Below are 12,694 nucleotides of genomic sequence, written 5' to 3' on the forward strand. Positions count from 1 at the left end.
TGCGGGAAACCCGATTCAGTCGGTGTACGTGGACGGTCAGGTGTACGAAGAGTGGGTAGAGAGCCGTTGAACCGACCGCTTCATCAGAGTCGAGCGTCTATCATCGGCTATGAATTCTCGTCGACGGTTTCTGATCGCGGCGGCAGTCGTCGTCATCTCCGGTGTGATGAGTGTGCTCGCCGCACCAGAACTCCCCACACGGATGGCGACACACTGGAACGCCGCTGGACAACCGGATGGAACGATGTCGAAGCCAGCAGCACTCGCACTCTTTCCAGCGATCTCCGCTGTCCTTCTCGTCGTCTTCGCGGCCATCCCGCGCATCGGCCCGCTTCGGGAGAACATCGTCTCATTCCGCCCGGTGTATGACTGGTTCGTCGTCGTGTTCGTCGTGTTTATGACTGTCATCCACGGCGGTGTCATCGCGTTCAATCTCGGCTACGAATTCAACTTCACGCTCCTCGTCCTTGCGGCCGTCGCGGGCCTGTTCTACTACGTTGGAGTGCTCCTCACTCACGCCGAACGCAACTGGTTCGTCGGCATCCGGACGCCATGGACGCTCTCGAGCGACGAAGTCTGGGCTCGAACACATCACCTCGGTGGTCGCTTGTTTAAACTGACTGCGCTCATCGCGCTCATCGGCCTCTTCTTCGGTGACTATGCTGTCTATTTCCTCATCGTGCCGGCGCTCCTCACCGCGGGAATCACTGTTGTCTACTCGTACTACGTGTACGAGCAGCTTGAGCGAGACTCAGATCCGGACTCGACAAACTCACTGTGAGAGGCGCTGTTAAAACTCTCGGCGTATGATAGTTTATCGAGGCCTTGCTGCATACAGGGCGCATAGTCAGCACCGAGGAATTACTTAGTTTGGACTACACTGAGTGCTCAATACAGGGGAATCACTGAACAAACCACGTACCACATCCGGCGATTGAGAACCTCTAAGAGCCCGTAGGTTGCCGAATCACTCGCTATAGTCGAATTCGTTGGTAGCCGTCGATTCGACCGGGAAGACCTGCGTGTCAGGTGCGTTGAGTGGGCTGTCCGAGCCGGTGAGCCACGCGGTGAGGTAGACGACGCAGGCTGCGATGACAGCAATGGGTAGTTGGAGAGTAAAAACGCCGTAAATGAGTGTGATGAGGATCGTTACGCGGGTGACCGTCTGCCGGTTGGCGTCTCCGTAGTATGCAGACTGCTAACTATACGCTCTCTATGTAGTACGCCATTTCTGTCGTCATCAGAGTATTTCAACGGGGCCGGACAATGTTCGACCACCGTGGCAAATCCAGCGCACGAGTGCCGTAGTACCCGTAGTATTACAACTCGTGGGAACACAGCACGCTTTGTGCCCTCCAGACGTGAACTGATTGCGGGTGTAGCTGGCATCTTGAGCGTGACCGCTGGCTGTCTCGGTAACGACGACACCGTCGCTCGGTGTTCCAGTCAAGGAGTGGGTAGCGGCTCGCAACACCTCCGTGAGATTGCCCCAATACAAGGTGACGAACAGATCGCTCTCGGGATACTGGTCTCCGAGCAGGCTATTTCCGGTGAGCTGTATCACACAGTACGGATACGAGATAGTGACGACACCCTCGTTGCTTCGGTTCCGCTCATGAATGATCGTGGGATGAGCAGTCTTGACCCCGAAGATTACTCGGTATTCGGATCCAGCAGTGGCGAACTATATGCGGTACCGTTAGGTCCTCCACCGGTTCATGGTGAGTACACGGCCTCATTGATTAGTTCGGAAGGCGAGCAAATCGCGACCGCGAGTCTCCGGTTCAATTGCTACGCGGAGGACGGAACGCTCCCGTAACTGAGACAGATAGATTGTAATGAGGTGGGTCTGTGCTGCATTCACGCGCTGTATCTCGCACGACGGTATCGTCAGCCATTGACGGTTTCGACAGAGGCCTGTGAGATTATCTTAGAAACGACTACCGTGACTTGTCCCGTACTCTCATTAGATACTCAATGAACGAAGATACGGCTCGAAAACTCGGTAATGGGCTACTTATCGCCGGCCTCCTCTGTTTCGTCGGTGGTGCCGCGATGCTCGTAACGGGCTCACCTGCCGAGACCACCATATACGCTCTCGGTGCGCTCGGACTGCTCTTCGTCGGGACTGGCACGGCCGTCAAAAATCGTTCCGGACTCAGTCAGCGAGATCAGGGCCGTTTTGGAGCGTACCGACCGAATCCCCCACGTCGGGGCATCTGAGATGCAACACACCAAAATATCAGCAGTTACGGACGTACTGTATGGCACACGATCTGTCCTTCGAGAATTTCCTGCGAGAATTGGGGTTGCGGATAGGCGCTGCCGCTGTCGTTGTGGGACTTTTCTTTGGGCTCGGATACATCAATAGGACTGGTTTCTTCGGGTTGTCTCGGTTTCTGGATAACCAGGTCGTGTTCTTTGCGACAGCGTTCGGCCTAGCTGGGCTCGTTTCACTGTGCTGGATTGAATTTCAGCAGTACAGAGCGTGACCACAAATTCGTGTTACAGAAGTACAAGGAGAAAGCCCCGTGCTTTAGCGCGGGGATGAATCCGACAACTCGTACACAAGCCACGTTGGCCGCCCCGAACGGATGTTTTACGTAATGAGTCACCGTATTAACAATCAACCGAGGCGGCCTGCCCGCCCTGCTAATCGGACAATATCGGGATTCCTCGATTCCACGCAGAAAGCACCCCTTTCTGTGCTGGAACACGGGGTGCAGGTAGCAAAAGTATCTCCGAATCCCTTCCCGGGATAGGAGTAACGGCTGGTTGGCACAGCCAGTAGTTGGCTTCCAAGGCGACTACAAACCGTAAACACCCCAACTCAGCGGTGCGGTACCGTGGGAATCCTCGCGCTTTAGCGCGAGGAGGATGTCAATTTTCCAGTACTCCCGGTAGAGCGACCGAATGTACCCGACAGCCGACTCGTCGAAGTGAACGGCGTCCTCGGTGAAGCGCGCTGTACCGCGTTTCGTCGAAAACGACTCGATGGAGGGCATGTGAGGAACCATCGACCGGGGGAAGGTATGAATTACGCTGCGTGGGAACGTCGCTTGTGAGCGTTCGCTTCAGGTATACACAAGAGGCAGCAGCCGTTATTCTGGGTATGATTGCGTTCTTCCTCTTCGTTTCACAAGTCCACTCCTGGGTGAGATGATGGCGCAGTCCACTTCCGATCCGGGTGCCGTCGCAGTTGACTGGGAACTTGACGTGACGGATTCCCTTCTCTTACAGATCCTCGCGTACGTGTGTCCCAGCATCTTCGGTGGCATCGCACTCCTCGCCGGTGGGCTGTTACTCTGGCTTGTCGTTTCGGCGGTGCTGGATGGTGACCTCGCTCGGGCAGTCGGGATCGTCGCCTTCGCGATACTGGCGCTGCTTTCCCGTCGCTATCTTCCGGCACTACTCGAGACGAATCTCACCGACCCGTTCTGGAACCGATATTCGCGGCGCGGGCTCGTCATCGGGAGCGTCTGTGGCGCACTCATCCTTCTCGGGAGCGCGCAGCTGCATCCAACTGCACCGTTCGTGGTGTTCATCGCCAGCTGGGTGCCGCTTGTCCTTACCGCAGCGTTTCCGACGAGTGGTCACGCTGAGCCAGCGGTTGGAACGCTCGTCATCGACGACACCGAGGTTCCGCTCGAAGCAGTCAGCGGATTTCGGATGGGTTCCGTAGGTACGTTCGCCGTCTGCTGGCTCTCGTATACACGGGGTGTCCCGACCGCGCCTCGTCTCATATTCCTCCCTTCCAACTACGTCGATGTAGTCACGGAGCTGATTGATACGGGCACGGAGTCTTCGAGGCGGGCACGCTCGACGATTGGTCGAACGGAACGACTCGTCGCCGGACTCTTCGGTCTCGGCATGATCGCTCTGGGCCCGGTTCTCTGGGTGATTCTTCCGCCGGGAGACGGGCAGGCTGTTGCATTGTACGCAGGGGCGATGTTCGGTCTCTTCGGGATGCTGCTACTCTGGTATGCATACAGCGCCTGAGCGCCCGAAGAGATTTACCGAATTGTTCGGAGTAGTTAGATGAATGGATAGAGACAGGTGGCCAGCCCCGATCCGCACCCTCCGAGGCTACCTGCCCGCCGAAATGCGGGTGCTTCGCGGAGCAGTTGGAGCACTCGGCGGTGTGATCCTCCTTGGCAGCATTCTCAGCATACTGCTTGGGGGAAATTGGCAGCTCGGGTATGGCGACGATCGTCTCCTCGTTGCCATCTTCCTCGTCTTGATACCAGCCGGGCTTGGAGTTGCATCCCCCATCTGGTACTGGCTCGGACGCCCAGTCTGGGATTGGTTTGACCGCCCAGGCGACTACCTTCTGGGTCCGTTTCGGGAGGTTCGATTCCTCCCCGGCCTCGCCGGTTCCGTGATAGGCGTCGCACTCATCTTTCCTGTCAGTGCCACCTCACGGCTCTTGGTACAGACGTTCGTCCCATTTGGCCTCGCTATCGCGATCGGAACGCCACTCTGGTACTGGGTAGTGCGACCGACAGGAGTGGTCGATACTGAGCGATGGCTACCCGAGGTTCCTTCTGAATCGCCGCTGACGGAAACCGCGGTACGGTCCCTTCTCGTTCTCGGCGTCCTCTTCGGTGCGAGTCTAGCTATCACCTCCGTAATCGCCTTACCTGTCGTCGGAATCGGTCAACCAGTAACTGCAAACGGACTTGCTGTGGCTGTCACAGACGCTCGGACTGTACCCGAGATAGCTGAAATTGAGGATGAGAGGGTTCACGGTGGCGACAGCCGGCAGCTCCTCTTGGTGCGTGTCTCCGTCGAAAACCGGGGTGAGACGCGACGGCAACTTCCGGGCACATCCGTCGGCGATATCACAGTGATTGCGCCAACGTGTAGCGCACAAAATTTCGGCGAACCGTCGCACAACTGCAATCAGGTCTACGTCGACGGAAACTTCCGGACGAACGGAACCACGTACACAAACTACGACACGCGTCAGGCGGCCGCTGACGGGACAATCGGACCGGGAGACCGCATCGCTGGTTGGCTCGTGTTTCGTCTTGAATCCCGGCCGACCCAGACCTCTGGATCCGAATCGATGGTGATCGTCGATGACGTCGGCCGATGGACTCTCGGCGGCGAGAACTAGCGCGTCAAGATGATCGTGCTGTCGAACTTCTTCAGCGAGGACGAGCCGGACCTGTGATCAAACGGGAGTGACGTTTTTCACAGACAGTCTTCTCCTTCAGTACGTGTTGAAAGAGCAGCTGAGGAGCTTCAGTGATCTAGAGGTGTACTCGGCTATTCTTGTCGCTGTAGTTGTCAGCGCAATCGTCACGTATCAAGCCGACGTGAGCGGCGTACTGCTCTGGGGTACGGCGTTCGTTTCGACGCTGTTCGCGGCAGCTGCGTTCTTCGCTGGGCTGTTGGTTTTGAAACGGTATCAGTAGGACACCGGTGGGTAGGTCACACTCGTCGAGTACCTATGAGAGATGGTCCGATAGAACCACAATACAATTTCAGACCTCGGAAGCGAATCGCTGAAGCACGTCAAGGCGGCGAAGACCGTATTCGATACCTGCTACGATGAGGAGTATCCCCAAGTAGAGGAACCAGCCGCCGAAGTAGAGTGCGTGGGGATCCTCCACACTCGCCGTGAACTCTGCTTGCACGTCGATCAGGATGAACACCGTCAGTAGCGTCGCTGGCGCGATCAGGCGATGTCGGACTAAGAAGTAGAGTGGAACCGCCGCGAGCACCCACATGCCAACGGCACCGAACAGATACAACAGCCATTCGAAGCCACCAGAAAGCGTTACCCCGAGCCGAGCAGCGTACCACACCATAACAACGGCGTGCAGAAGACCGCCTACAGAAGCGATAGCAATTGCTCGTCGTCGTGGAGCTGGAATTGACAACCACGGAAGCGATCCCGAAACTGACGGCACTCGTGTCCACATATCTCGAATCACGTACTCGACGAGTCCGAGGAACAGGAACCCGACCGTCCAGACCGATGCGTTGACCATATAGCGGACGATGTAGAGCCCGTTCTCGACGACCAGGATGCCGGTCGGCTCGGCGAGTCGTTCCAGTTCGGCGACGTCGCGAAACGTTGGTCCAGGAGGCGTGAGTTCCATTCCGAGGACGTAGGCCGTTGTGAGGACGAGCGCAACCACGGGGGTAATGAGCCGGAATCGAACAGCGAGCCAGACCGGAACTGCTGCGACGACGACGAGCCCACCATATCGCCACAGGAGGCCACCGAGCGAATATTGCGATGGCCCGATCGAATAGCCGAGACTGAGAGCGACGAGGAGCACCCCGGCCGCATAAATGACGCCAATAGCGAGGCTGAAACCGACGGCTCGTCTGGAGGGCATGCGTTCGAATGGGGGCTCTTCTGGCTTCTTTGTTGTCCCGAGAAGACGCCTGGGATTGGGGCTGAGACGGCTCTGTTGAAACCCTTCTCTGATGACATTGGAGAAAGGTCTTCTACCGACAGTTCTCGACAGAACCAGCCGAAACCGGACGCTATACGAAATCGCACGACGACAAGAGGGTTTCAACAAGGCCGCTGAGACCGGAGGTAGTGCCCGTGCGTCCGGTTGAACGCCGCGAAGAAGGCAGTCAGCCAACGCGTTCTCCGCGTTTCCTCTCGGTGGCGACCAATCGATAGCCTGCCGCGTATGCGAGTACCCCGATCGCAGCAACCACGAGGCTCCACGGAACGTATCGTAGCACGAGAGACACGCTCACGAGATTCATCCCCGTATGTGGTGCAAGTGCGAATACGACTAGAAGAGGCGAGAAAAGGAGGCCGGTGGCGAGCGCGACACGAAGTGGCATCCCCCACTGGCGTGTCACTGCAAGTGGGAGGAAGTACAGCGGCGGCAACACCAGGCTCACCAGCCCGTATGTCGTGTCGTATCCGGCTGCGCCCGCCGCGGCCACAGGAAAGAGCAGCCACTGTGCGGCGAGAACCGTCGCCGTCGGCCACAGAAGCAGGCGCGTCACTGCTTCCATCGCCTCCGTCGTATCCGCCTCACCCCCGAGGAGACGTCTCGCTAGCAGTATCTGGCCGACGACGAGCGGTCCGCCCAGAATGAGCGCCGGTCCGGCACCAGTCCCCACGACGACGAAGATCAGATAGAACAGGAAATCTCCCAGCTGCTCGGTCAACGGGCCAGAAACGCCAACGAGTGTCTCGACGGTCGCTGCGATAAGCCCGACAGCGGCCAGCGGTCCCCCCACGAGCGCGATCAGCTGTGATCGTGAGAGTTCGGCCAGCCGGTATCCGAACCGCCACAGAAGCGCGATCACGGCGACGAGAAGTGCGAAGGGAGCGACGGCAGCGCCGAGGTCCTGTGCCTTTAGCTGGGCGACGTCAACGCCGATTCCAAGCGTCGTCGCAACAGTGCTGACGACACCGTCGTCCGGTGCGAACACGACGTGACTCTGAACGCCAAGTGGGTCGTACTGCTGGTCGCTTCCGTCCCACGTGACGACATCACTGTCAGGCGTCGAATCAGTTGGAGCGTGCGACACGACCGTTCCCGGCGGGCCCCGCATCGTCATCGAGTCTGCAGCGAGATAGAACCACCGCGCCTCGCCGCCGTGCCAGTAGAAGAAATCGACCACGTAGACGCCACCCGCACTCTGATGGGCCATATCGGGTACCTCGTACTCGACGACCAGTGTCTCCCCATTCATCGACGTCGTGAGCGACGTCGGCTCCTCTACCGCGACGTAGCCGCGTTCGTACACCCGCTGGACAACCCTGTCGCGTAACGACTGGTTCTCCTGGAGTGTTTCGATGCCGGACCCGGTGAGCGTCACTCGTGCAGTCCAGTGTCCGGCTCCGGACCGATCGATCCTGATGGAAAGCGAACTCTCGACGAGATCGATAGCGACGCCGTTCTCGGCGGCAGCATCGACGAGTGTGTCGCTACAGACGCCACAGACCGCATGCGGGGGAGGTCGAGCACTGACAGGAGCTCCGACTGCCGAAAGCAGGATACCACCTACTAACGCAGCAACGAACACGACGCGCAAGCCAGCACTCCCGTCGAATTGCTCCACCGTTACGTCACTCAGTACAGAATCGAGTCAAGCCATTCTTAAGAATCTCCCTAGTGAGGGGAGGTTTTTCATCTGGCGTGAGAACAACGTTCGATATGGTCCCCGATTCACAACGACCAACGGAGACGGACGGGGGCGACTCCTTCGACCCCGGATTCGATGAAGCCGCGCTCTACAGGGTGGTTCGAGACGCCGTCAAGGATGCCCTCCTCGACGTGATCGGGACGGTGTTGCTGCTCGGAATCGCGTTCGTCCTCGTCATCGCAGGAATACAGGCCGTATTTTCGTCGATCTCTCTCGGGACGGTCGCTATCGGGATCGGAGTGCTCGCTTTTGGCGTCTATCTCGCAGCTGCGACGCTCGAGATCATCCCGCCGATCAGAGAGTGGGTCTGAGTCCGTCAGTATGCGTCGACGCACGCTACTCGTGACACTCGGTGTGAGCGTGGCCACGCTTTCTGGCTGCGTGGGTGAGCAGAGCCCCGAGGTCGGGCTTGGGAAGATCGGGGTGATGAACCGTCGGCAGAATTCGGTGTCAATCCACGTGACGGTCGAGAAGCGTGGTGAAGGAGTATACGATGTCACGCACGACCTTGCAGGGCGGACAGGGAATATCGTCGATGGAACGACGATTATCGAGGAGTGGATGGGTGACCGAACGCGGTATTCGGTCTCAGTCGCCTTGACCGACGGTGACCTTGAGACGACGTACTCGACAGCGGATGCGGAATCGTTCGTCGACGACTGGGGAACCAACCAGTGCTTCAGTCTCTTCTTCACGATCGAGACGAACCAGATCAGCACCGCCCTTGGCGCGATGGAGTCGTGCCCGACGCCCTCCTGACGCAATTCGAAGAACGTCAGCGGATCCGGAACACTCGTCATCCGCGACTCACCGAGGATACCGTGGATTGAGGATCACTCCCCGTCTGTTCCGTTGACTTCCAAATCAGATTTTGGCTGTGACGGACCAGGCTTACCCAGGAATCCGACAGCTGCGGGAATCACTCCAGCGTTGAGGAACGGGAACTTACTGATACCGAGGCTTCGATCAACCTGACCGGTTCGAGGTTCACTACCACCAATCTACGCCACAAGAACGAGTACTTAACTGTCGATTGATTAATTCTAACGCATGGCCCTCCACTCACGCCGGGAATTTCTCACCACAGCCGGTACAGTCGGTGTTGTATCGATTGCAGGCTGTGCAACCGTTGACGGCCTGCTCGGCAGTGAGTGGTCGTCGACTGCGGACGGTACAACTGAGCCGTTATCCTCCGAAGCCGCTGGCTGGCCCCAGTACGGCCGGAACACGCGCCATACCGGCTTCGTCCCAGAGATCCGCATTGACGACCCGAGCGAAGACTGGACGTTTACTCTCACTGGGAGTATGGCGCCACCGGCTATCGTCGGCAACCGGGTCATCGTCCATGGAGGAGTCACGTCTGAGTCGAATGGGTCCAACGGATTCACTGGCGGCGCGGTGTTCTCACTCCAGATGGACGACGGGAGCCAGGTGTGGCGGCGCGACCTGCCAAGCGTCGGCGGTGGCTACTCCGGGTGTCCGCCGATCATCTATCATGGTTCGGTGTACGTCGGGAACGCTGCTGAGAGCGGGATATTCGTGCTCGCCGTGCGGGACGGTAGTCCACGGTGGCGACACGAGACGGGTAATTCAGTCAACGAAGCCGCTGTCGGCTTTCAGAACAAAGTCGCCATTTCCACTGGCGACGAACTACTGGCGTTTGACGAACGGGGCCATGACCAATGGGTCTACCAGACTGGCGACGACCGCGCTTCTTTCTCTCCCCCGGCGGTCGGCGGCGGTTACGTCCTCTACACGACAGGCGTCCTCGGGAGCATCGTTGCAATCGACCCCCGGGAGGGCAGTGGCATCTCGGAGTGGATATACCAATCTGACAGTAATTTCGGGACGCCGACCGTGGCGAATGAGAGGGTGTACGTTCCGGGCAGTAATCAGATCCATGCTGTCGACGTCGCGACCGGTGAGGGTGTCTGGACGGTGGAGGTGACCACGTCGTCCGGCGTCGCGACCGACAGTACCCGACTGTTCGTCACTACTGCAGCGGGCGATCTCGTTGCCTACCAAGCGACGGATGGAACCGAGACGTGGCGCACACCCCTCGCTGCCGACGATGGTGTGTATCTTCGAACGCGTCCCCTCGTGACGGAGCAATCGGTCATCGTGACGACGGAGAAGCCCCAACTTGACGAGCGTGTAACGACCTACGCTGTTGACCGTCGAACCGGCAAGATACGGTGGACGGTTGATCAACCTGGCAATGTCAGCTTTGACGCTGTTGCTGCCGGTAGCCGGCTATACGTCCCCGTCTACTGGAGTACTGACGACAGTGGCGGGACACTTGTCGTGCTGTCAGACTGACTCACTGTTACCGCTGGAGGGCGGGTGGACGACTGTTCGGTGCATCGGTTCAAGCGTTCGCAACTAACAGTCGTTCCAGTCACTCTGCCATACGGTCAGGCAAACCACCCTGGTAAACAGCTAGCACCGAGCAGTCTGTCCTGCTGACTCTCAATGGTTGTATCGCTCCGTACTCTCGATTTCTCTACTCGCTCGTTTCTCGCATCACGAGGCGAGTCGTCGCGATATCCCGCTCTGAGGCCCTGAGAAATCCTTCCGTGAACCCCGCTCCGAACGTTGCGTCAGCGAGAGTATCGCCTGCCTCGGGTTCCTTGTCACGGTCCACGACAGTCGCGAAGCGAACGGTGTGGGAGTTTCCCGTCGCGGCGTCAAACGTCAGGTGCCACCGGTACCGTCCCGTCGACCGGCTGGTATCTACATAGAGGTTCGAATCGGCGTCGCCCTCGTTGTCGGGAACGACGTCTCCGGGATGGCCGACAAGCGTTCCCGAGCGCCAGGCGTGTTCGACCGTCAGCGAGTTTGCTTTCCACCCGCTTGATGCGTTGTAGTTTGACCCCGGGATGAGTCGATACCTGGTGACGAGGGCGTACCGACCGGTCGGTTCGAGATCGAGGACCGATGCGTGCTGTCGGACGGTTCCGTACCTCTTGCTCCCCGCTGTCGTCTCGTCGGTGGTCACGACGGGACTGTTCCATTCCTGCACGGGAGGTACCGGCTCCTCGGCGTACGTGGCTGGTGGTGCGGAGGGTTGGTCAGCGACCGTAACCGCAGCCCCCAGGACGCCAACTGTCCCAGCGCTGGCGGCCAGCCCGAGGAGCGTGCGACGCTGCATCGTTTCGAGGGGAGCTTCCTACGATAGAATATCTGTTGATATCATACGGAGGGGTATCTGCAAACACCCCCTCGGAAAGTGCAACGTGACCGATCCGTAATCGTACTTGACGGTTGATTCGCGGCGTCGTGCACTAGGGACATCTTTCTACCACCTTGGGCTCCTGAATCGGTCTGCATCACCGCTCTGTTCTTCGACACAATTTTGCGCTCGTTTCAGGAACCCATCTGTATGCTCGCCCTCCAGACCACGTCATCTTCACTCGGTCCCCCAGTCGCTGCACTCGTCCCTCTCGTTCTCGTCGGGGGGCTCGTCGGAGCAGTAGGAAGTGCTGTCGTCCGTCGCCTCTCGAATCCCGTCGGAAAGTACCGCTTGCTGTATGGAGCCGTACTCTTTCCATTCACGTTACTGTCCTACGGCATTTTAGCGTTCCTCGGGATCGGTGCCGCAATCGTTGCCCTTCTTCCAGCTATGCCGCAGTTCCTCAGCCGCCTCCTCGCCACTTTCAGTAGCTTCCTCGCTACGGGTGTCGTCTGGCTCGCAGTCTACGCACCCACGATACGCGGCGTCCGCGACGTGCGCGATGTGGAACTGTCACTGAGCGCGGCGCTCTGGAAGATGAGTCGATACGTCATCGGCTTGAGCGCTATCCTTGCGGTCGTCATCGCACCGCTCCAAGTAATCCCGTCTGGAGCCTCGCCCCTTGTCCTGGTAGTGGGACTCGCGGCTATCGCCGTTATCTTCCTCTATGCCTCCCCGTGGCTCATTCCCCTGCTCCGATCGACACAGGAACCGACCGACGATGTTGCGAATCGAATTGCGACGCTCTGTTCTCGAGCCGGCCTCGACGTTCGGGACGTCCGAATCCTCGACACAGACGACGAAGAAACAGCCAACTCACTCGTCCGTGGATCACCGAACTATCGCCGCCTGTTCCTCACGAGCACGTTTCTGGATATCTTCGACGATGAGACTGCAGCTGCACTCCTGGCGATCGAGGCAGGACGGCTCGAAACGCACGTTTTCGAAATCAGGGTGAGCACTGTGGTCGCTGCCGGCATCGCCCTCATCGCGTCTCTGACCGGCGTCGGGCCACGCTGGCCGTTACTTGGCCTTTCGATCGGCGTGGTACTCATCGGGTTCTGGCTGTCTCGGCGACAGATCCGGGCAGCCGATGACTACGCCGCTGAGAAGGTCGATACAGCCGGGCTCTCTGACGCTCTCACTCGATATGCCGATTTTCACGCGATCGAGCCAACACGTCGACGGTTTCCGAATCCACTTTCAGCCAACGTTTCTCTTGGGGACCGAATCGATCGTGTCCGTCGACTGACTGAGGAATGAGGTTACAGACAGCAGCGACTAGAATCGAGCACTCACCTCGTCCGGGGTGTAAAGAGCCTCACG

Annotated in this window: 13 protein-coding genes; 9 read left to right on the top strand and 4 right to left on the bottom strand. The window is 58.7% G+C overall.

What is annotated here, in order from left to right:
- Window positions 1-109 precede the first annotated feature (109 nt).
- Both NL112_RS20130 and NL112_RS20135 read left to right on the top strand, forming a co-directional pair.
- Complete coding sequence (locus NL112_RS20130; protein WP_255152893.1) at window positions 110-781, top strand: SdpI family protein; 672 nt, start codon at window positions 110-112, stop codon at window positions 779-781.
- 1,483 nt (window positions 782-2,264) lie between these two features.
- Window positions 2,265-2,492: a hypothetical protein gene (locus NL112_RS20135; protein ID WP_255152894.1), complete on the top strand. Its 228-nt coding sequence runs from the start codon at window positions 2,265-2,267 to the stop codon at window positions 2,490-2,492.
- 315 nt (window positions 2,493-2,807) lie between these two features.
- Here NL112_RS20135 and NL112_RS20140 read toward each other — a convergent pair whose 3' ends face one another.
- Window positions 2,808-3,005 (bottom strand): hypothetical protein, encoded by a 198-nt coding sequence (locus tag NL112_RS20140; protein ID WP_255152895.1) that lies wholly within the window; start codon window positions 3,003-3,005, stop codon window positions 2,808-2,810.
- A 154-nt stretch (window positions 3,006-3,159) separates the two neighbouring features.
- On the opposite strand from NL112_RS20140, the gene NL112_RS20145 reads away from it, so the two are divergent.
- The 3 genes from NL112_RS20145 (at window position 3,160) to NL112_RS20155 (ending at window position 5,420) form a co-directional block, all read left to right on the top strand.
- Window positions 3,160-3,999: a hypothetical protein gene (locus NL112_RS20145; RefSeq protein ID WP_255152896.1), complete on the top strand. Its 840-nt coding sequence runs from the start codon at window positions 3,160-3,162 to the stop codon at window positions 3,997-3,999.
- Window positions 4,000-4,042: 43 nt separating this feature from the next.
- Window positions 4,043-5,119: a DUF4352 domain-containing protein gene (locus NL112_RS20150; RefSeq protein ID WP_255152897.1), complete on the top strand. Its 1,077-nt coding sequence runs from the start codon at window positions 4,043-4,045 to the stop codon at window positions 5,117-5,119.
- 103 nt (window positions 5,120-5,222) lie between these two features.
- On the top strand, window positions 5,223-5,420 hold the full coding sequence (locus NL112_RS20155) for a hypothetical protein (RefSeq protein ID WP_255152898.1): 198 nt from the start codon (window positions 5,223-5,225) through the stop codon (window positions 5,418-5,420).
- Window positions 5,421-5,489: 69 nt separating this feature from the next.
- Here NL112_RS20155 and NL112_RS20160 read toward each other — a convergent pair whose 3' ends face one another.
- Entirely contained in the window at window positions 5,490-6,353 is an 864-nt protein-coding gene (locus NL112_RS20160; RefSeq protein WP_255152899.1) for a hypothetical protein, read from the bottom strand.
- A 247-nt stretch (window positions 6,354-6,600) separates the two neighbouring features.
- On the bottom strand, window positions 6,601-8,052 hold the full coding sequence (locus NL112_RS20165) for a hypothetical protein (RefSeq protein ID WP_255152900.1): 1,452 nt from the start codon (window positions 8,050-8,052) through the stop codon (window positions 6,601-6,603).
- A gap of 95 nt (window positions 8,053-8,147) precedes the next feature.
- Here NL112_RS20165 and NL112_RS20170 point away from each other — a divergent pair, with 95 nt between their 5' ends.
- From NL112_RS20170 to NL112_RS20180, 3 genes are all read left to right on the top strand, one after another.
- On the top strand, window positions 8,148-8,447 hold the full coding sequence (locus NL112_RS20170) for a hypothetical protein (protein WP_255152901.1): 300 nt from the start codon (window positions 8,148-8,150) through the stop codon (window positions 8,445-8,447).
- Between the two features lie 43 nt (window positions 8,448-8,490).
- Window positions 8,491-8,895: a hypothetical protein gene (locus NL112_RS20175; RefSeq protein WP_255152902.1), complete on the top strand. Its 405-nt coding sequence runs from the start codon at window positions 8,491-8,493 to the stop codon at window positions 8,893-8,895.
- A 291-nt stretch (window positions 8,896-9,186) separates the two neighbouring features.
- The gene (locus NL112_RS20180) at window positions 9,187-10,455 is read left to right on the top strand and encodes an outer membrane protein assembly factor BamB family protein (RefSeq protein ID WP_255152903.1); all 1,269 of its coding nucleotides are present in this window, start codon (window positions 9,187-9,189) and stop codon (window positions 10,453-10,455) included.
- A 184-nt stretch (window positions 10,456-10,639) separates the two neighbouring features.
- Here NL112_RS20180 and NL112_RS20185 read toward each other — a convergent pair whose 3' ends face one another.
- A complete protein-coding gene (locus tag NL112_RS20185) occupies window positions 10,640-11,287 on the bottom strand; it encodes a hypothetical protein (RefSeq protein WP_255152904.1) in 648 nt (215 codons plus the stop codon).
- 231 nt (window positions 11,288-11,518) lie between these two features.
- Here NL112_RS20185 and NL112_RS20190 point away from each other — a divergent pair, with 231 nt between their 5' ends.
- Window positions 11,519-12,631 carry a peptidase gene (locus NL112_RS20190; RefSeq protein WP_255152905.1) on the top strand — a complete coding sequence of 371 codons (1,113 nt, stop codon included), beginning with the start codon at window positions 11,519-11,521 and terminating at the stop codon, window positions 12,629-12,631.
- The last annotated feature ends 63 nt before the right edge of the window (window positions 12,632-12,694 follow it).

The sequence above is a fragment of the Halorarius halobius genome (genome assembly GCF_024298865.1).
Lineage (GTDB): Archaea > Halobacteriota > Halobacteria > Halobacteriales > Haloarculaceae > Halorarius > Halorarius halobius.